This window comes from Bacillus yapensis, assembly GCF_005280205.1.
Classification (GTDB): Bacteria; Bacillota; Bacilli; order Bacillales; family Cytobacillaceae; genus Robertmurraya; species Robertmurraya yapensis.
The window spans coordinates 125,471-146,185 of record NZ_SUND01000008.1 but is presented as its reverse complement, the minus strand read 5'-3'; the positions used below and the strand labels follow the sequence as shown (position 1 = coordinate 146,185).

19 protein-coding genes and 1 riboswitch are annotated in these 20,715 nt (G+C 38.9%); of the genes, 11 read left to right on the top strand and 8 right to left on the bottom strand.

Annotation, left to right across the window (positions count from 1 at the left end):
- Positions 1-108: 108 nt before the first annotated feature.
- Entirely contained in the window at positions 109-975 is an 867-nt protein-coding gene (locus tag FAR12_RS11550; RefSeq protein WP_126408820.1) for a CvfB family protein, read from the bottom strand.
- Between the two features lie 96 nt (positions 976-1,071).
- Between FAR12_RS11550 and FAR12_RS11545 the strand changes: the two genes are divergently transcribed.
- The 4 genes from FAR12_RS11545 (at position 1,072) to FAR12_RS11530 (ending at position 5,709) form a co-directional block, all read left to right on the top strand.
- A complete protein-coding gene (locus FAR12_RS11545) occupies positions 1,072-1,563 on the top strand; it encodes a YajQ family cyclic di-GMP-binding protein (protein WP_126408819.1) in 492 nt (163 codons plus the stop codon).
- 85 nt (positions 1,564-1,648) lie between these two features.
- Positions 1,649-1,825, top strand: a riboswitch (cobalamin riboswitch).
- A 157-nt stretch (positions 1,826-1,982) separates the two neighbouring features.
- Positions 1,983-4,256: a ribonucleoside-diphosphate reductase subunit alpha gene (locus tag FAR12_RS11540; protein ID WP_126408818.1), complete on the top strand. Its 2,274-nt coding sequence runs from the start codon at positions 1,983-1,985 to the stop codon at positions 4,254-4,256.
- 14 nt (positions 4,257-4,270) lie between these two features.
- Positions 4,271-5,302, top strand: coding sequence for a ribonucleotide-diphosphate reductase subunit beta (locus FAR12_RS11535; RefSeq protein ID WP_126408817.1), 1,032 nt, complete (start codon positions 4,271-4,273; stop codon positions 5,300-5,302).
- Positions 5,299-5,709, top strand: coding sequence for a flavodoxin domain-containing protein (locus FAR12_RS11530; protein ID WP_126408816.1), 411 nt, complete (start codon positions 5,299-5,301; stop codon positions 5,707-5,709). Before FAR12_RS11535 ends, FAR12_RS11530 begins: the two co-directional genes overlap by 4 nt.
- Before the next feature lie 32 nt (positions 5,710-5,741).
- Here FAR12_RS11530 and FAR12_RS11525 read toward each other — a convergent pair whose 3' ends face one another.
- Positions 5,742-7,208, bottom strand: a complete 1,467-nt coding sequence (locus FAR12_RS11525) for an alpha-amylase family glycosyl hydrolase (protein ID WP_126408815.1) — start codon at positions 7,206-7,208, stop codon at positions 5,742-5,744.
- Positions 7,209-7,384: 176 nt separating this feature from the next.
- Between FAR12_RS11525 and FAR12_RS11520 the strand changes: the two genes are divergently transcribed.
- Entirely contained in the window at positions 7,385-8,299 is a 915-nt protein-coding gene (locus FAR12_RS11520) for a nuclease-related domain-containing protein (protein ID WP_126408814.1), read from the top strand.
- 453 nt (positions 8,300-8,752) lie between these two features.
- Here FAR12_RS11520 and asnB read toward each other — a convergent pair whose 3' ends face one another.
- Entirely contained in the window at positions 8,753-10,603 is a 1,851-nt protein-coding gene (gene asnB, locus FAR12_RS11515; protein ID WP_126408813.1) for an asparagine synthase (glutamine-hydrolyzing), read from the bottom strand.
- Positions 10,604-10,872: 269 nt separating this feature from the next.
- Here asnB and FAR12_RS11510 point away from each other — a divergent pair, with 269 nt between their 5' ends.
- Entirely contained in the window at positions 10,873-11,436 is a 564-nt protein-coding gene (locus tag FAR12_RS11510) for a DUF2777 domain-containing protein (protein WP_126408812.1), read from the top strand.
- Positions 11,437-11,517: 81 nt separating this feature from the next.
- Here FAR12_RS11510 and FAR12_RS11505 read toward each other — a convergent pair whose 3' ends face one another.
- From FAR12_RS11505 to FAR12_RS11485, 5 genes are all read right to left on the bottom strand, one after another.
- A complete protein-coding gene (locus FAR12_RS11505) occupies positions 11,518-14,415 on the bottom strand; it encodes a bifunctional diguanylate cyclase/phosphodiesterase (RefSeq protein ID WP_126408811.1) in 2,898 nt (965 codons plus the stop codon).
- A gap of 138 nt (positions 14,416-14,553) precedes the next feature.
- Positions 14,554-14,913, bottom strand: coding sequence for a YisL family protein (locus FAR12_RS11500; protein WP_126408810.1), 360 nt, complete (start codon positions 14,911-14,913; stop codon positions 14,554-14,556).
- A 93-nt stretch (positions 14,914-15,006) separates the two neighbouring features.
- Positions 15,007-15,900: a fumarylacetoacetate hydrolase family protein gene (locus FAR12_RS11495; RefSeq protein WP_126408809.1), complete on the bottom strand. Its 894-nt coding sequence runs from the start codon at positions 15,898-15,900 to the stop codon at positions 15,007-15,009.
- A 52-nt stretch (positions 15,901-15,952) separates the two neighbouring features.
- A complete protein-coding gene (locus FAR12_RS11490) occupies positions 15,953-17,119 on the bottom strand; it encodes a DUF418 domain-containing protein (protein WP_126408808.1) in 1,167 nt (388 codons plus the stop codon).
- A gap of 85 nt (positions 17,120-17,204) precedes the next feature.
- The gene (locus tag FAR12_RS11485) at positions 17,205-18,797 is read right to left on the bottom strand and encodes a long-chain-fatty-acid--CoA ligase (RefSeq protein WP_126408807.1); all 1,593 of its coding nucleotides are present in this window, start codon (positions 18,795-18,797) and stop codon (positions 17,205-17,207) included.
- A 177-nt stretch (positions 18,798-18,974) separates the two neighbouring features.
- Here FAR12_RS11485 and FAR12_RS11480 point away from each other — a divergent pair, with 177 nt between their 5' ends.
- Genes FAR12_RS11480 through FAR12_RS11460 form a run of 5 tightly spaced genes read left to right on the top strand, consistent with a single transcriptional unit; the run spans position 18,975 to position 20,695 of the window.
- Positions 18,975-19,196: a spore germination protein gene (locus FAR12_RS11480; RefSeq protein WP_126408806.1), complete on the top strand. Its 222-nt coding sequence runs from the start codon at positions 18,975-18,977 to the stop codon at positions 19,194-19,196.
- A gap of 12 nt (positions 19,197-19,208) precedes the next feature.
- Entirely contained in the window at positions 19,209-19,448 is a 240-nt protein-coding gene (locus tag FAR12_RS11475; RefSeq protein WP_126408805.1) for a spore germination protein GerPB, read from the top strand.
- Positions 19,449-19,464: 16 nt separating this feature from the next.
- Entirely contained in the window at positions 19,465-20,154 is a 690-nt protein-coding gene (gerPC, locus tag FAR12_RS11470; RefSeq protein ID WP_126408804.1) for a spore germination protein GerPC, read from the top strand.
- Positions 20,135-20,314, top strand: a complete 180-nt coding sequence (locus FAR12_RS11465) for a spore gernimation protein GerPD (protein ID WP_126408803.1) — start codon at positions 20,135-20,137, stop codon at positions 20,312-20,314. The genes gerPC and FAR12_RS11465 overlap by 20 nt, the downstream gene beginning before the upstream one ends.
- A 6-nt stretch (positions 20,315-20,320) precedes the next feature.
- The gene (locus FAR12_RS11460) at positions 20,321-20,695 is read left to right on the top strand and encodes a spore germination protein GerPE (protein ID WP_342772314.1); all 375 of its coding nucleotides are present in this window, start codon (positions 20,321-20,323) and stop codon (positions 20,693-20,695) included.
- Positions 20,696-20,715: the final 20 nt, after the last annotated feature.

Sequence of the window (20,715 nt, the reverse complement as noted above, 5' to 3'; positions counted from 1 at the left end):
GAAAAATCAATTATATCGGCAATCCGCTATAATGGCAGAGTGACTAGAACCACCCGCCAGACCATATATCGGTCTAAACCCAATATCAGCGAAAACAGCGACTCATACTCATTCCTCTGTTTTGTTGTACGTCCAGCCGTTCTCTTGATACACGCGGCCATCCTTCATGAGCTTACCCAATGCCCTTTTAAAAGCACCTTTACTCATTCCGAAACGCTCCTCAATGTCCTCGGGCATACTTTTATCCCAGTAAGGCATAGCACCGTTTCTTGTTTGCAAATATGCGTAGACTTTCTCTGCATCATCACCCAACGCCTCTTGCTTACGTGGCGCAAGGGAAACATTGATTGTCCCGTCCTCTTTTACATCGATAACGCGCCCCTCTACTTTTTCGCCTAAACGAGGTTCCACAAGACGCTGAGATTCATGAATAAAGCCTTTATAGCCTTCAGCGGTAAAAATCCAGCTTCCTACCTTCGCTGTGCGGTAGATATGCCCTTGAATATTCTTGTTAAAATCTTCACGCGTCGCCTTCACCCTTTTTTCATCAATAATCGGGTCAGTTGCAAGCTTTACGTAAATACGATTATTCCGATTCACTCTAAGCGTGATGTACAGAAGGTCGCCTACTGTCGGCCAAACAGATTGCTTCGTCGGCAAATCCTCTTCCCCTAGGAGCATCTCTTTGTTAATCCCAATATCAAGGAACACACCTAATCCTTCCTTCGTATCACTTACTTTTGCCCAACCATAAGTGCCTACACGAACCTCAGGGATCGTCGTTGTAGCAGTTGCTCTCCCATGGTTATCGGCGTAAAGAAAGACTTCTACCTCGTCTCCCTCTCTCAATTCAAGCTCTGTATCATTTTCATGAAGCAGGATATCCTCTTCCCCATCCGTTAAAAAATAACCATACTGGGCATATCGTGCCACCGTTAATGTTAGAATTTGTCCAATAAAATCATTTAAAGCCATTTAAAAAACACTCCTCAAAAATCCGAAAGTTGTTTGAACCTGTTAATTTTACTATAATGAAGCCATAATGGGAAATTGTAGTTAGGAGGAATTATGATGGCAAAAGAAAGTTCTTTTGATATTGTTTCAAAAGTAGAATTTTCAGAAGTAACAAACGCGATTACGATGACGATGAAGGAAATCTCCACTCGTTATGATTTTAAAGGGAGTAAAAGCAATGTCACACTCGATAAAGAGGAACTTGTTCTTGTTTCAGACGACGAGTACAAACTAGATCAACTTAAGGATGTACTCCTTGGTAAGTTGATCAAAAGAAGTGTACCAATCAAAAATCTTGATTATGGAAAAATTGAAGGTGCATCTGGTGGAACTGTGCGTCAACGTGCAAAGCTCGTTCAAGGTATCGATAAAGATAACGCAAAGAAAATTAATACAATTATTAAGAATAGTGGTCTTAAGGTAAAAAGTCAGGTTCAAGATGACCAAGTCCGCGTGACTGCAAAGAGCCGTGATGACCTGCAAGCAATTATTTCGGCTGTTCGAGAAGCAGATTTAACGATTGATGTTCAATTTGTCAATTATCGATAGGTGCTTGTCAAACTAAAACAGATCGCTTATAATGAAACAAACTTACATATATAGTAGGTTTCATAAAAACATAACACAATATATAGTATCAACCAATAAATTAGGTGTCTAAATAGACTTAATAGGGAATCTGGTGAAATTCCAGAACTGTACCCGCAACTGTAAGTGTGACGAAATAAGGATAACCACTATCGAAATGATGGGAAGGCCTTAGAGTAGGATGATCACAAGTCAGGAGACCTGCCTTTTTTATCGCGTCATATCTTCTTCGGGAGTTGGGAAGGTAAAACGAAGGTCTTTAAGAAAAGGCTTGTTCCTTTCTATCTTAAAATCAACGTTTTAACCCATCTTCATTTTGAAGGTGGTTTTTTTATTTACCCTTTCCTCTCGACCCAAATTTTAAAAAGAGAGGTTTTAACATGCAAACAATCGAATCAAATCAAGTACTCGAAGCACTTTCTCTTACTGCCAAAAAGTATAACTTAAATATTGGAGAAATCGAGCAACAAATCCTTTCAGCAGATGAAGCTTCATGCAAGCAACTCGTCCTTCAGTATGCCTTAGATCGAATTGACATGATTGAGCCGAATTGGACTTTTGTTGCAGCACAAATGCTTCTACTTGAGCTTTATGAAAAAGCAGCCCACTCAAGAGGCTATGAACCTAGCCAAAAATATGGCGATTTTTATACCCTTATTCAACACTTAACTGACATTGGCATTTATTCTAGTGATTTACTGCGATCGTACAGTAAAAACGAAATTGAAGTATTAGGGCGGGAAATCGCTCCAGAAAGAGATCATCTTTTTACATACATGGGATTATTCCTTTTATCTGACCGCTACTTAGCAAAAGACTATCATCAAAACTTGTACGAGCTGCCGCAGGAACGATTCATGATCATCGCTATGACCTTGATGAAAAACGAAAGTCGTGAAAACCGACTCACCTACGTAAAGGAAGCTTACTGGGCGTTAAGCAATCTATATATGACTGTTGCAACTCCTACTCTTTCAAACGCTGGAAAAAGCTTTGGGCAACTCTCTTCTTGTTTCATTGATACGGTCGATGACTCCTTAGACAGCATTTATCTGAACAACTGGGATATTGCTAGATTAAGCAAGGACGGTGGTGGGATCGGCATTTATTATGGTAAGGTGCGAGCTCTTGGCTCAGATATTAAAAAATTCAAAGGAAACTCCTCTGGTGTTGTACCTTGGATACGCCTAATTAACGATACAGCCGTCAGTGTCGACCAACTCGGCCAACGCCAAGGAGCTGTGGCTATTTATTTAGATATCTTTCATAAGGATATTATGAATGGTTTCCTGGATTTAAAAACCAATAACGGGGACGAACGCCGAAAAGCACACGATATTTTTACAGGAGTCTCGATTCCTGACCTCTTTATGGAAAAAATTGAAGAGGTTGATGAGACTGGTAAAAGCATTGGTGAATGGCATACTTTCTGCCCTCATCAGGTCAAACAAATTATGGGCTGGAAAGATGAAAATGGAGTTCCACTTGGTCTTGAGGATTTTTATGATGAGTTCGAGCACAAAGCCTTCACGGAGAAATACGAAGAAGCAGTGAACCACCCTCTCCTTCCTCGTAAAACGTATCGTGCAATGGATGTCATGGTTCGCATTATGGTAGCACAGCTTGAAACAGGCACACCATATATGTTTTATCGAGATGAGGTGAATCGTCAAAATCCTAACAAACATATACTCGGCCCTGGCCGCACGTCCATTTTTTGTAGCAATCTTTGTACAGAAATAGCGCAAAACATGTCGGCAACTACAATTCAAAAAGAATACACCGACTCAGACGGTAATATTGTCATTGTCCGCAGACCTGGAGATTTTGTTGTTTGCAATCTTTCTTCCGTACATTTACCTAATGCTATTGGTGCGAATGTTCTAGAACGATTGATTGCGATTCAAATGAGAATGCTAGATAACGTGATTGATATAAATGATATTTCCGTTAAGCAAGCCAAGGTGACGAATGAAAAATTTAGAGCTGTCGGGCTAGGTACCTTCGGATGGCATCATCTTCTCGCTTTGAAGGGAATTGAATGGGACACAGATGAAGCAGTCCAATATGCAGATGAAGTTTATGAAGATATTGCCTTCTACACGATTAAGGCATCTATGGAACTAGCCAAGGAGAAAGGTTCTTATTCTTTATTTAAAGGGTCGGAATGGGAGACTGGGGATTATTTTAAAAGAAAAGGCTATTGCTCCGAGCGATGGATCGAGCTTCAAGAAAACATTCGTGAAAACGGGGTTAGAAACGGTTGGATGATGGCTGTTGCTCCGAATTCCTCAACTGCGAAAATTGGTGGTTCAACGGACGGAATTGATCCGTTATATGCCCTTGAGTATGCCGAGGAAAAGAAGAATTTCAAGTTTAAAGTAACAGCACCGGATTTAAACCATCACACTTATTATTACTATCGCAAGGTTCGCCATGAACTTGACCAGAATTGGAGTATCAAGCAGAATGCGGCGAGACAACGCCATATTGACCAAGGAATAAGCTTCAACCTCTACGTGCGACATGATATTAAAGCGAAGGAACTTTTAGACTTGCATCTTGAAGCGTGGAAACGTGGGATCAAAACAACCTATTATGTTCGCAGCACGTCGCAAACTGAAATCGAAGAATGTGAAGCTTGTCATAGCTGAGAGGAGACCTTTTAATGCTCAAAAAAATTAAACTATTAAACCCTCAATTCCCAAATAAATCAACAGGCATCGTAAATGGACAAGCATCTGGGATTTTGAATTGGAATGATATCGCCTATCCTCAAATGTATCGAATGTATCAAACTCTACTGGCCAATTTTTGGAAGGCGCAGGAAATTAATATGCAGGATGATATTAAGCAATGGGATCAGTTAAGTTCGATCGAAAAAGATGTATTCCTTCGTGTGAACACACAGCTTGCATCCCTAGATAGTTTGCAAACACCAACGATGACCCAAGTAATGGATTATGTGACAGACCCAAGCTTTAAAGCAATTTTTGCGGTTATTTCACAACAGGAAGCCGTCCATAATGAGTCTTATTCCTATATTTTAAGCTCGTTGATTCCTTTAAGTGAGCAAATTGAACGATTCAATCAGGCAAAGGATGACCCCATTGTCCGTAAAAGAAATCAAATCATCCTAGTCGCTTATGAGAACTTCCGAAATGAACCTACTCCACAGCATTTATTCCAATTAGCTGTGCAATCGATCAATCTTGAAGGAATTTATTTTTACGCCGGCTTTGCCTTTTTCTATCATTTAGCTCGGCAACAAAAAATGCTAAAAACGAGCACAATGATTAGCTATATCCAAAGGGATGAAATGCAGCATGCTTATTTTATCGCGCAATTTATTCGGATTTTGTTGACTGAGAATCCTGACTTAAATACATCGGAAAATATTCAATATGTGTACGACTCTATTTCTGCTGCCGTTGAATTGGAAAAAGAATGGGCTCAGCACATATTAAAAGATATCGAAGGAATCAGTTTAGAAGAATTCGAAGGCTATGTCGAATATTTAGCTAATAAGCGGTTCCGCCAATTAGGGCTGGAAAATCACTATGATGGACGAGATAACCCAATGCCATGGATTCATGTTTTTAGCGACGAAATGATGAATGAAACGAAGTCTGATTTCTTTGAGCAAAAATCACGAACTTACACGAAAGTGTCTGAAACGAATGGCTTTGATGAACTATGAAGCTAGCGATTGTCTATACCTCCATCACTGGCAATACAGAAGAGCTTGCTGAAATTCTATCGGGGTGCTTCAGGCAGCAGGGAATGGAGACAGATTGTTACCCTCTCGGAGATTTTTCACTAGACTCGATTTCTGGTTATGACAGTCTCGTAATTGGAACCTACACTTGGGGGGATGGAGATGTTCCAGAGGAGTTGCTCCCTCTACAACAAGAATTGTTACATTGCCCTCGGCTTGTTACAGGAATTTTCGGTACGGGAGACAGCTTTTATCCGAATTTCTGTGGGGCAGTCGATGTATTGCACGACATTTTCCTAGACGCTGTTTCGCTAAAAATAGAGCTATCCCCTCAAAGGATCGACATGTTACAAATTGAAAACTTTGTTGGTCAGATTATTGGAGCATGAAAAAATGCAAGAGGATGCCCTCTTGCATTTTTCTATTTCCGTGCTTTCCTTTTTAGTAAAAACAGAAATCCTATGAACAGGACAACAACTCCTGCTGTAGCTACTATAAATGGGATATTCAGTCCCGTTTTTTCAGCCAGCAAATAAATTTCTGCTTCTTCCCGGTCAAGAATAATATGATATTCCCCGTTCTCACTTCTTACCATATCGTCGTTAAGCAAACCACGTAATTCCTTGTCATCTTCTAATTCTGACGATGAAATCGTAACAGATTGAGATTTCGTTGTATTGTTAATGGCAACAACAGAAATTTCCCCATTATGCTCCCGCTTGTAAACAGTCATTCCATCTTTCGCATACAAGACTTCCATCTCGCCTTTTCTTAGGGAAGGTAACTGTTGGCGAACACTAGCAATACTCGTAATGAATTCGATTAATTCCTTATCTGTTCTAAAATCCATTTGGCGTAGATTATCAGGCTCTTCTCCGCCATCCAAAGCTATTTCACTACCGTAAAAAACAAAAGGTACACCCGGAGTCGTGTATAGGTAAGTCAATGCCAATCTCCAACGCGGTCCAGGATGTTGATTAATTTCAATTGAATCTCTTGTAAATCGATGCATATGGTTATTATCCATAAATCCTGCAACTGGTCTTGAGTGGTCGATTGATAATGGTTGATCAGGCTGAACAAATGCCGCTCTTAACTCTTTATTGATAGAGTAATTGAAGAAGACATCCATTCCTGCATCCTCATATTTTGAGATAATTGATTCATTTTCAGAGCGAAGATCCCCAAGTAAATAGAAATCTTTTTTTACCTGCTTAAGTGAACTCGTAAACTCCTGCCAAAAGGCTACCGGTACATATTCAACATTTTCAAGACGATAGCCATCAATATCGGTTTCTTCGATCCAATATTTCGCAGTATCTATTAAATAGTTTTGTACATCTGGGTTTTCTTGGGCTAAATCAGGTAATCCTTCAACCCAGCTAGTTTCAAGATTCGTGTTCTGCTCAGGGTGGAACCAATCTTTCTTCTCAGCATCCTTTAACCATGGATGGTTTGGTCCAACGTGATTGGCATTAAAGTCAACGAGTACCTTCATATCCTTTTTATGTGCTTCTGTTACAAGCTCTTTGAATTTTTCCAGTGAACCGAAGTGCTCCTCAATCGCTTGAAAGTCCTTCGTCCAATTGCCGTGATAACCATCGTCTTCATTATCAAAAATGGAAGACAAGCTGATCGTTGTGAAGCCCATATCTTTTATGTAATCCAATCTGTCGATTATCCCTTGAAAATCGCCACCATGATATTTATTTGGATCGTTTGCCTCCACATCCTGGTCGATGGAAAAATCATTATTGTTAAACCGATCAATGTTTATGTAGTAAATGGTTTCATCCTGCCACGTACGTACTTCTTTTTCAGCCGCTTCACTAGGAAGTCCATAAAAAAGAAGCAACGGGATTAAAATGAATAGTAACCGCTTTTTCATCCGCGTTTCTCCTCTGCATTTGTTATTCTTCTATAAGATTATCTCTACTAACCTGGGGAGTCAACTGAATCGTTGTTTGGGTTTCCTAAAAATAGACATATTTCATAGACTAGTTTCTGTAAAGGACATGGTATTATAAATTCCGAAAGACATAAATTACGAAAGGTTGTGATTGTTTGATTTTAAAACCCCGTAGCGAGTCTCCTGAATTGTTGATTCTTCGTGCTTTATCCCCGAGAAAAAACTTAACTGAAAAAGAAAAACAGTATTATGTAGGTCTTGAAAAAGGATACGAAGGTGAAGTCAAGTTTGACAAGTTGATGGAAACCCATCTGAAGGACATATCTTTTTTAAATGACCTTCTCCTCGAGCAAAATAATTCACTTTTTCAGATTGATTCTTTGGGATGCTCGAAAGATGGTTTGTATCTTTTTGACATTAAAAATTTTGAAGGAGACTTTATTGTAGATGGAGAAACGTGGAAAACTACTAATGGTACAGAAATCAAAAATCCTTATCATCAACTAACTCGTTGCGATACATTATTGAGACGATATTTACTGGAACGGAAATACAATATCCCCATCAAACCATATCTCATTTTTATAAATCCTCATTTTACCTTGTACAATGCCCCTCAAAATCCCGCGATTATTTTACCGACTCAACTTGAAAAATTCATCGAAAAACTACAAATGGACACCTCAAATCCAGGCACGAAATACACAAAGCTTGTTGAACATATCCTATCAGATACTCGTCCTAGCTACCCAAACTCAAACCTACCAAAATATGAATATAGTGAGTTAAGGAAGGGGATATTTTGTTGTAAGTGTGGAACATCGATATACCCCGTGTTAAATAAGTATGGAAAACTCGCTTGTAATAGTTGTTCATATACGGAAAGCGTCGAAGTTGCAGTGCTCCGAAGCGTGAAAGAATTCAAGTTGCTTCTTCCAGAGAGGAAAGTTACCTCTTCTGGTATTTATGAGTGGTGTAATGGAGTAATAACTTATAGAACGCTATTAAGGATACTTAAGAAAAACCTTACTTCTTCTGCTCAAGGTAAAGCAACTCACTATGAAAACTAACTTCATTTGAATATTCTATGGTTGAGTGACAAACTTTCTATCAGCAGCTGTAGTTTGTCACTCATTCTCTACTTAACTGACAAAATTTTTTTCCGGTCACTGAAATCTGTCACTCATTCTCTACTTAACTGACAAAATTTTTTTCCGTTCACTGAAATCTGTCACTCATTCTCTGCTTAACTGACAAAATTCCTTTCCCGCCACTGAAATCTGTCACTCATTCTCTACTTAACTGACAGAATTCCTTTTCAGCCACTGAGATCTGTCACTCATTCTCTATTTAACTGACAAAATTCCTATCCAGCACTGAAATCTGTCACTCAACCACCCAAAAAAGGCATCCTCCCCCAAATGGAGAAAGTTGCCCTTCTGTTCTTCCTACAAACACCAAAAAGGACAACGTCCCCTCGCCAAAAGCCCGAGCAGCACGTTGTCCTCTAAAACCCCCAAACCTCAATCCACGATCTGAATGCCGTACTCCTCAAACCAAATGTCAAGTTGCACCAAGTACGCCAACAACTGAGGGCCTGTCATCAACTGACCGAACCATGGCTCCTTGAAAGACGCTCCTTCTGACTCGATAATCCCCCGGAGCTTCTCCTCATTGAAAAACTCATACAGAACTGAGCTACGGTTCTTCATAATATCCCCCAGCATCCCCTTAACCACAGCCGTATATTTCGGATTATGCGTTTTCGGATAAGGGCTCTTTTTACGATACAGCACGTCATGTGGCAAAACATCCTCAAGAGCCTTCCTCAACAAGCCTTTTTCCCGATTGCCGTACGTCTTCATCTCCCATGGAATATTCCACACATACTCCACCAAACGATGGTCTGCAAACGGTACGCGTACCTCAAGACTTGCACCCATACTCATCCGATCTTTACGATCCAATAACGTTGTCATAAACCAAATCATATTTAAGTAAAAAAGTTCTCTGCGACCGGCATCTAACTCACTTTCACCCTCTAGACGCGGTGTCTCAGCAACAGTTTCTTTAAATTTCGCCATCATATAATCTTCAAGCTGTAGCTTTTGCTGCCAATCCCCTTTTAACAGGCTTTGTCGTTCGTTAATCGACCGCATCCAAGGAAATCCCTGTCTTTGCAAATCCTCTGGGCGATAAAACCATGGATAGCCACCAAAAATCTCATCTGCACACTCACCAGACAAACTCACAACGAAATCCTTTTTGATTTCGCGACAGAACCAAAGCAAGGAGGAATCAATATCAGCCATCCCAGGAATATCTCTAACATGTAAAGCCTCTCTTAAATAGCCCGCCAAGTCATCCTGTGAAATGACACAATTATGATGAACCGTGTTAAACTCTTGGGTCATTTGCTGGATAAAGGCTGCATCTGAGTTTGGCTGGAATTCATTTGCTTTGAAAAATTGGTCATTTCCCTCATAATCGATTGAATAGGTGTGGAGCTTCCCTTTTCCTGTCCGCTCATACTCCATCGCAGCAATCGCCGTAATAGCACTGGAATCCACTCCACCGGATAAGAACGTACATAATGGGACATCTGAAACAAGCTGTCTTTCAACCGCGTCCGTAAATAAAAACCGTACTTTTTCAATTGTTTCTTCAATCGAGTCCTCGTGCTTTTCACTTTTTACATTCCAATAACGCCAAATCTTTAAACCGTTGCTCGATGAAAGTGTTAATGCATGACCTGGACGCAATTCACGAACCCCTTTAAAAACCCCACTACCAGGAGACCTCGATGGCCCTAAAGCAAATATTTCCGATAAACCGTCTCGATCAATTTCTGTCTTCATATCTGGATGAGCTAATATTGCCTTTATTTCCGAAGCAAAAATAAATCCTTTTGGCAATTCAGCATAAAATAGTGGTTTTACCCCTAAACGGTCTCTTGCCACAAACAATTGTTGCTTTCTTTCATCCCAAATTGCAAAGGCGAATATCCCATTTAAAAAATCCACGCATTTTTCTTCCCATTCTATATAGGCTGATAACAGAACTTCTGTATCCGAATGACCTTGAAAGGAATATCCTTTTATTAGTAGCTCTTTGCGTATTTCTTCCGTATTGTACAGTTCACCATTGTAACAAATAATGTAACGGTATCCGTTCTTGTCTCTTTGCATCGGCTGTCTACCGCCTGCCGCATCGACCACGATCAGTCTTTTGTGACCTAATCCTACATGTGTGTCTGTCCAAATATTTGTGTCATCAGGACCGCGTTTCGCTAATGTTTCTGTCATTGTACGTATCGTTTCCGTTTCAACTTGTAGATTTTTTCCGAAGTCTACCCAGCCTGTTATTCCACACATTGTTATCATCCTTTCGTTACTGAACGTGTGTCTTTTCACATAAGCTTAGTTGTATCTTATGCTGGGCTCAAAAATTGGTTAATTGTCCTAAATTTAAAATCACGGTTTAAAAAAATTGGAAAATGTCTACAACAAATGTTGAGGCATCGATATTTTAAATTAAGGCCGTTTATGTTTTTTTCGTAAAACCTGAAAGTAACATGCCTTAATTTCAAAACACCCAGTCTGAACCTGAAAAACATAGGGGTTTTTCTTTTTGGAGGTAAAGGATGAATAGACAGCAGCGCTCAAAACTAATCGAGTTTCAAACCCGCGCCTTTATCGAAGGGACGGTTGAGTATATCAATGAACAATGGGTCTTTTTCGAAAATGAAACCGAAGAAGCCTCCTTGCTAGAGGAATACCTTCATCAGGAAATTGAAGTATTCCGTCATAACCGTTTTCGGAAAGGCGTTTTATTTGAGGAAGGCAAAATTGCATTTACAGATGAAATCCTTGTGCTCAAAAACAATGATACAATCCGTATTCGAAAAAATTTAATCTACTCATTGGAAAGATTATTAGAGGAAATTTCAGATGATGCCTTTTATCAATTCGTTACTCATTTAAATTCATTAAAATTTTCCGTGTATGACTGCATTTACTGCTACAATCACCTCACCTTCTTAAACAAAGAAGAACGCAAAGAAGGTGTGAATTTTATTATTTTTGATAATCAAGAGGATATTTGCAGTATTCAGCATCATTTTTGCTATTATGAAAAGAAAAACGATCGCTTCGAGTTCACGCTGAATAATGGAAAACGAACGATTATCGAAAAGCTTACATCATAAGAAAAAGCGCCGTTCGGTGGTGACCCCAAAAGTTAGATTCTTACTCTAGCTTTCGGGGTGCAGTACCTCTTGGCGCTTTTTTTAACCTATAAGAACTTTCTCAAAATCTTCAGATGTTAGTGGGCGATGCAAGAAAAATCCTTGTGCGTAATGGCATTTCAATTTCTTTAATAATTCGATTTGCTCTTCCGTTTCAACACCCTCTGCGACTACCTTAACTGCGAGTCCATGACTCATCGTAATAATCGCTTTAACAATGGCAATATCCGATGTATCGATACGTAAATTATTGATAAAAGAACGATCAATTTTCAAGTGATCTATCGGTAAATCCTTTAAGTAGCTAAGGGATGAATAGCCTGTTCCAAAATCATCAATCGAGACACGTACTCCTAGCTTTTGCAAGGATTTCATCACTTCAATGCTATGGTCAATATTGCGTAGCATTGTGCTTTCAGTCAATTCCAAGGTCAAATATTTGGGTTCTAGACCTGATTTTTCTAATGCCCTAGTTACCTCTGCAACAAATTTTGTTTGCTGGAATTGATTAGCAGAAACATTGACCGAGACTGTTATATTTTTTAACCCTTTTTGCTGCCACAACTTGTTTTGTTTACAAGCGGTCCGTAATACCCAGCTGCCAATTTCCTCAATTAATCCCGTCTCTTCTGCCAATGGAATAAAATCACCTGGAGATACAAGACCGAGTAGAGGATGATTCCAGCGAATAAGTGCTTCGCTACCATATAGTTTTCCTGACTTTAAATCAATTAATGGTTGATAGCATAAGAAAAACTCATCTTTTTGTAACGCTTTTCTTAAATAACTTTCAAGCTCAAGTCGTTTTAGCGCTTCTTCATTCATATCATTCGAATAAAGTGTAAGCCTGTTTCCGCCTTGAGACTTGGAACGATTCATGGCGATATCGGCATTTTTCATTAATGTCATCTCGTCGGTACCATCTGTTGGGTAGAGACTAACGCCAATGCTTGCAGATACATAAAATTCTTGGCCGGAATAATGAATCGGTGCCCCAACTTGACGAAGGATTGAATTGGCTATTTTAATCACTGCTTCTATCGATACGTTTTTCGAAAGAATTAAAGTAAATTTGTCACCATTAAATCTTCCTAAAAAAGCTCCGCCGGGAATAGCAGCCTGAATCCGTTCACTAATTCCCTTTAAAATCTCGTCACCTGCATCATGCCCCAAACTATCATTGATAATTTTAAAACGGTCCATGTCTATTACCATTAAAGCAAGCTTTCGTTTTGTCTTTTTTGCATTCTGTAATAATTCAGTTAGCCTCTCACTGAATCGAATCCGATTAGGAAGTCCAGTATCCTGATCATAGTAGGCAAGTTGAATGATTTTATCCTCTATTTTCTTCTGCTCGGTAATATTCCGTCCAATTCCGTAAATTCCTACACATTCACCATTCACGGTGATCGGAATGTTTTTCAAATGGAGAAGATTATTCTCTCCAGTTTTCGAGCTTACCTCGATGTTGTAATATTGTTCTTTTCCTTTCAATGCGCTATAAAAGTGCGTACGTACTCTAGGAATATCCTCTTTATTTATGTACTTCAAGGCTGATTTTCCAAGTAATTCTTCCTTTTTATAGCCTAATAATTTTTCAAAGGCAGGATTCACACTTGATATGTTTCCATCTAAGTCAGTGGAATAAACAATGTCTGTATTATTATCAAATAATGACCGATAATATTGCTCAGAAATTTGAGCATGATCATTGAGAATCTCAAGATCCGCTTGTGACGCCCTCATTAAATGAGTAAGGGTAACAATCGTTTTCACACTATCTGGAATGTGATATTGGAAATCAATTTTTCGATTCGATAGCTTCTTTTTATTCTCTGACAATGCTAAAAAAGTTAAAGCATGACCGACTAATTGTGGCTTTCCATTTTCAGTAGATATTTCCCCATTCGCAAAGAAACCATTGGTTGGCGCAATCGAATTAAGCATTCGCATTTCATCCGCAGCGAATTCGTGAAGCATTCTTTTTCGAGATGAACAATTATACGCAAAAATGGTCTCAACGTTCTGCTTCGATAATCTCTTTAGTTCACGAAGGGAATTGTCAATAATCTCTTTTAAATGGGCATAGGCAAAAACAAGGCTATCCCCTTCTGAAATTGGGTGATTAACTGTTACGGTTCCATCTTCTAACAGATTCGTTATCCATATCGGTGTTGATTTGTCTTTTGTTCCTAGAAGAAACGGAAAGTCATTTCTTTGTAACTTAATTTGCTCAAGAAAATCTTTTCCTAAATAGCTTTCAAGTACTTTACTCGGCTTTTTCTTATCGATTGATACGATCGTATTACCTATTGCCTTTGTGATCTTGAACGATTTTCCGACTTCCTGAAACTTAAAGTTCGTAAACGTCTGAACCTGTAAGTCTGAGTTATTCAAGCTCACAGCAACGATCCCTTCATTTGTCGATTCTTCTTCATTAAAGATAATACCCTCTCGGAAGGAATCTTTTTCTCCAGCAATACCACCAGCTAAGGTTATATCTTGCTTTTCCTCATCAATACTATCAAGAAGTGGCTGTAGGTCCACCGAAGATGGAGAAGAAAACAGTATAAGAGCTTTCGTATCCGCTCCACATAGTTTTGCTACAATGCTCTTTCCCATTTCACGGATATTTTCGTAGTCTTTTACATAAAACAGAGAAGAATCTATTTTCGTTTTTTCGAAAATGGTAAAACTAATACTAATCTTCTCTTTAACAAAGCTGCCTTCTACGATGTCTCCAGAAGTCGTGCATCCCATTACTTTGGCAAGCGGAAGAGAAGTACGAATCGTCTCTTGAATCTTTTCTAACTCCACTAAATCAATGTTACTAGAAAAGATTTGAATAAATATGTTTGGATATTCATATAAGACATTGTCTTCTATTAAATTTTTAAGGTCATCCGTATTTTTATACACATAGGATATCGTTTTTATCATGCCAACCACCAATTGTTTGTCTAGTCAGTGCATAGTATATTTTCTTCTAAAATAACATATTTACCTATTAAAAAATAGAAAAAGCTGCCTTTTTGGCAGCTTTTTTCGAAAATCGTCGAATTTTCTTAATATATCTTCTTAAAAACCAAGTGGCAAATAGAATCCTAACACAAGAACAACGATTAAAGAGACAAAGAACAATACCCAAAACATCGTTGTTTTCTTTTCTTTTTTCGTACGCACTAGCACCATTTCCATGAAACCAATTACTAGGATTCCGAAAATAAATTTTAATACATATGTGATTGGATATTGAGAGAACATTAGATGTGCGATCATTCCACCTGTTGCAATCGTTAATAGGTAGAATAGACGTAGAATCATGTGAACAATCTTCTGTGCTTTTGCTTTTCCACTCTTATGTAGACCAAGGGCAACGAAAAATAGGATTAAAGTTAACACCCAAGTTGTAATATGTAGATGTGTTGATGCTGTCATGTATATGCCTCCTCTTCTAATTTCTACAATATCTTATCATATCTGCGTCAGAAATCCTAAAAATTAACCGATCAAAAGTTTCATAGATTTCGTCTACTCTTCGATATAGTTCACAAGTTTGCCAATTTTTTCAACAGTTACTTCCATTTTATCTCCAGACTTTAAAAAGATTGGTGGTTTAAAGCCTTTTCCAACTCCTGCTGGTGTACCTGTTGCAATAATATCACCTGGCTCTAATGTCATTCCTTCTGATAATACAGAGATGACTTCCTCGATAGGAAAAATGAAATTTTTCGTATTAGAGCTTTGACGGACCTCATCATTAATACGCGTTTCTAGTTTAAGTTCATTCGGATTCTCAATCACTGAAGAATGAACGATCCATGGCCCCATTGGACACGATGTATCCAAGCTTTTTCCAATAAAAAATTGTTTATGCCTGGATTGGAGGTCTCTTGCGGTAACATCATTGATAATCGTGTATCCAAAAATATAGTCTAGGGCTTCTTCCCGCTTAATGCCTTTACCTTTTTTCCCAATGACAACAGCCAGTTCACCTTCGTAATCTAACTGCTCTGTCACATTTTTGTGATTTAAGACCGTTTCATTTGGACCAATTACCGTTGTAGGAGCCTTTGTGAACACCATGACATGTTCAGGAATATCATCCTTGCTGCCCATTTCGATTGCGTGTTCCGCATAGTTTTTTCCAACACAAAAAATGTTTTTCGCAGGTCTTGGAATCGGTGCTAATAGAGTAGCATCTTTCACAAATAATTCTTCTGCATTTTCGAGACTCCACTGTAGGATCCCAGAGGCTTGTCCGGCAAAGCCTTCTAATGCAATACATTCTTGTAAAGTTTCAGGAAGGGTACTTTCCCCTTTCCAAGCTTCCTCCGCTCTTTTTAAAGGTAAAACGCTATCAGTCTCTTCTCCTATAATGCCAACAAATACACCATGATGATCCTCTGCTGTTACAAACTTCACGGCTAATCCCCCTTTGTTTTTTGAATTTTAACTCAATTATACTACATATCTATCAATTATTCCTTTTCCAAGCTGGCCATTTCAAGTAGGTTATGCTTCTCCATAGCCATTCCACCGGTCCGTAATAATGATTTTTAAGCCAATAAGAACTCCATACGATTTGTAAGATATAAATAAGAACAACGAGAACGGTACCCCAAAATGCCGAAATCTGATCATATAGCCCGAAGCCATAGGAATAGAAGAGTAGCGTTGACACAATGGATTGAAGTAAATAATTACTCATCGACATTTTTCCAACAGGAGCAAATATTTTTAAAACTCTATTTGACTTCGCTGCCCATAGAGCAATCCCTAGTGAATAGGAGAATGCCAGCAGCGGGCCACCAAAAGTATCTTGTGCATATTCATAAACAATATTTCTATCTACAATATAAGGACTTAGTTTTAGAAAAAGACCCACAATAATGAAAACGAGCATACTGATAAAAAATGGCTTCTTTAATTCTGTAACTCTTTCCATCCATTTCAGTTTGGCAGCGCCTCCCCCTATGAGGAAGAATGGAAAGATCGAAAATAGCATAAATACCCCATTTGCTAAATTATTCACTGCATACCAATCCTCAAAACGTTGGTGAAAAATAGAAAAATAGCTTCCTTGCTGATAGATTTCAACGGATTGTCTAGCAAGTTCTGGTTCATACATAGTCAGTTCCCCTGCTGGGCTTAGCAGAAGTGCCACAACAAATAGTAATGTTAAGAGGATATTCGGAATGAGCCAGAAAAGCGCCCCCATGATCATCATCGCTTTTCCTGATAGCTTTCTAAAAAGAAGGAATAGGAAACCGAAAATAGCATATGTGATGAGAATATCCCCGTGCCAAATAAAAAATGCATGGACCATCCCAATGAAAAGGAGGGCTAAAAGCCTTCTTGTTGCCATCGAAAGAAAGGCTTGTTCTCTTTTAATCGTTCTTTCATAGAGAAGCACAAGACCATAGCCAAACAGAAGTGAAAACAAGGGATAAAAGCTACCTTGAGCAAAGACATCAATAAAAATATACGTCCCCTTATCTAGGTCTGATTCCCACCATGAAAATGGGTCCAAATAAAGGAGGGGAGAGTGAAATGAGAGCATGTTGACGAGGAATATCCCCAATATCGCAAATCCCCGCATCATGTCGAGTGAAACAATTCGATCTTTTTCCGGTATGTACATATTTAGCTCCTTTTCCAAAATATTCTTGCTTCAAATTATACTCTCAAAATAATGAAAGGACCAGATTTCTCCGGCCCTTTTAGGTCTAATTTACAAATTTACCGCCTTTTCCGGATGCTTCCCAAAAATCATTGCGAAGGACCACTTTTTGGATTTTACCAGAAGCAGTTTTCGGTAATTCATTCACAAAGGTTACGCCTGTAATCGCTTTAAAATGGGCAAGTCTTTCTCTTGAGAACGTAACTAGCTCTTGCTCTGTTACATTTCTCCCTTCTCTTAAAACAACAAAAGCATGTGGCGTTTCTCCCCACTTTTCATGAGGAACTGCGATCACCGCTGCTTCTAGTACATCTGGATGGTCATACAAGACCCCTTCTACTTCGATCGAAGAAATATTTTCACCACCCGAAATGATGACGTCCTTCTTCCGGTCGACAATATCGATATGTCCATATTCATCAATCGTTGCCATGTCTCCAGTATGGAGCCAACCATTCTTGATTGTTTCCATGGTTGCCTCTTCATTCTTCCAATACCCAAGCATGACATTATTACTTCGCGTAATGACTTCACCAATCTCCTTGCCATCATGAGCAACTTCCTTTCCTTTCTCTGTGACAACCTTGACCTCGCAACCAATCATGGAAATCCCTGCTTTTGATTTGATCCGATATTGCTCTTCGACTGATAAGTCTTTTAGCTGAGAACGAATAACAGAAATCAAACTTAATGGCGTAGACTCTGTCATTCCGTAAACTTGTATGAATTCCCAGCCTAGTTCTTTCTCCACTCGTGTGACAAAAGCTGGAGGAGGTGCAGAACCGGCAATAATGACACGGACGGCTTGCTCAATACTTGGTGTGTTTTTTTCATAATACTGGAGAAGTGAGTTTAGAACAGTTGGAGCCATATGCATCACGCTCACTTTATGTTTTTCAAGCGCTCCGAAGATTGTATCAGGAGTTGTTTTTCTTAAGCAAACTTGGGTGGCACCGTTCGCTGTGTAGTAAAAAGGAGAGCCCCAACCGTTCACATGGAACATTGGTAAAACATGCAATAGTACATCTTCATCCGTAACGCGAAGATGATGCATCGAACTTAATGCATGTAAGTAATTATTACGGTGGGTCAGCATAACTCCCTTTGGATTGCCGGTTGTCCCGCTTGTATAAAGTAGGCTGCACACATCGTTTTCATCCAGTGGTACACGGTCAAAAACATCAGAACTTTGCTGACTCAACCATTCATCATAGCCTAACTCATCTAAGTCATCTTCCTTATAATGCACAATGATCTTTTCCACTGTTTTTAGCTGCTCTTTAATTGGGGTAATAAGATGATAGAGATCTTGGTCGACGAGCAGAACTTTTGATTCACTGTGATTTAAAATAAACAAATAATCAGCAGGTGTTAAACGAATATTTAGCGGTACCATCACTCCTCCTACTTGAAACACCCCGTAAAACCCTTCTAGCATTTCGATCGAATTCGGAGCTAAATATGCGACACGGTCTCCTTTTTCAACACCTGCATTTTTTAAACCATGAGATAGACGGTTTACTTGCTCGTTCAACTGTCCATATGTAAGTACTCGGTCCTCACTAATGATCGCTTGTTTGTCCCCATACAGATTAACTGCACGGTCTAAAAACTGTGGAAGCACTAATGGTACATTCATACATATCCCCCTAGTAAAATTCTAAATATTCTTAATTAAATATATTTTACCACGTTGATCGGGAGTGTTATATAACAATTTTGCGAACATCAATTTTGCAAATGTAGGCATTTGCATCACATTTGCCCAGTCAATACATACAATAAAAGTGGAAATAAGAAATAAAGGGTGTGAAATATGCCTGCCATTGTCGGGATTGTTCAAGTGAATTCGATCGGAACCAGTTCCGTCTTCAATATCGGGGATGTCTATAAAATCATGCCAGTTGCTTCTGTTAAAACCTTTTCTGGAGCGGGATCATTTAACACCGGCGATTATGTAGAAGTATACAATCACATTAGTTCCACGAATACATTTGATCAGGATGGAGCCGATCAAAGCATCCTTTTCAATAATTAAAGGTGTGAGACTATGAATTATTACATTCAGCAATCCATTGTGATAAATAATTTAAAAATTGAAAGTATCGCTAACTCCTCTGTGCTTCAAATTGGCACCGCAGGGATTATCAGAGGTTCGAGTCACCTCTATAATACTGGTGGTTTTGTCGAACCTGCCCCTGAAGCAGAAAAGCCAGGTCAACCTCAGCCTGCTGAGCAAGGAGACACTCTAACCATGCCTTCCGTACCATTAGTAACAAGGCCAACTTAAATAATGAGGTGTTTGGATGAATCAAGATCTATACACTTACTTGCAACAGATGCATTCGTTTATACAATCCCAGGAAAAGAGAATTATCGAACTTGAACAAAAGGTCGAGCTCCTCGCAAGCGAATTAGAAGAAGTGAAGTCACGCCATCCTATTCAAGTAGGCACGATTGAATACAAATTTGATCAACTCAAAGTTGAATCGTTAGAAGGAACATTAAATATTGGGCTCAATCCTGCCGAAATTGAACAGCAAATCGAAGAGCTCGAGCTGCCAAATAACAATGGAAATGGAAATGGCAATAGTAACAATAATTATCATAACGGGCTCAACATCCATCCAAAAAAGGGGAAAGTAAACCACATTCAACCGAAAAAGAAAATGCAGAGAAGTATGGATTTAGAAGATTCCGTTTTTCAATACTTAGAAACTAAATTAGAGCCATTAATCAAAAAATATGAAGAACAGCTCGGCAGAACTTTTGATGAACCATACGTTACCTTTATTAAAGAAGATATTATTAGACAGCTACCACAGCGAATTGAATATTATTTAAAGAAAATCCCTGATAAAGAACGAACAGAGGAAGCTGAAAAGAAAATCGATGAGCAACTCCAACAGCAAATGAAAACGGATATAGAAAATGCAGTGCTTGCTTTTTTAAAAACTTTACCAAAGGATGATAAGGATGAACCTTCAAGTGTATAACCGTGAAATTGGGGTTGGAAATATGCAGGTTGAAAGTGTGTCAAGTTCTTCAATTGTACTTGTAGGGGATACGGAGACGATTCAGTTGGCTTCAACCTTTGACACTCCTGCTGAGTCGTTGATTATTGGACCTTTTGTTCCATTAAATCCACAGGCATAGGATAAAATGATTAGCAAAAGAACATCTTCTGTTGATCGTATCAATGTTACCTCTGTGACCACAGCATCAACCTTAGAAATTGGGGATTCATCACAAATTCAAGCATTTTCCCGTGCGCTCGCTGTTCAAAGAGAGCATGAAATTTTCTATGACCACGAAATGGATTTTTCTCAATTTGATACTTTTAATGAACCTCTCACTCTTGATCCCATAATAGACGAAATAGCCTTTGAAACAATTGCACTGAAACCGATTATTAAAGTTAAGCACATCGAAATTATTGGTATTTCCACCTCATCCCTGCTTCATATTGGTAATAGCCGCAACATTTCTATGGAATCAAGGATTAAGCATATTCGACACCTTCGGGATAACGACTAGCAACTTTAACTTGTTTTTTG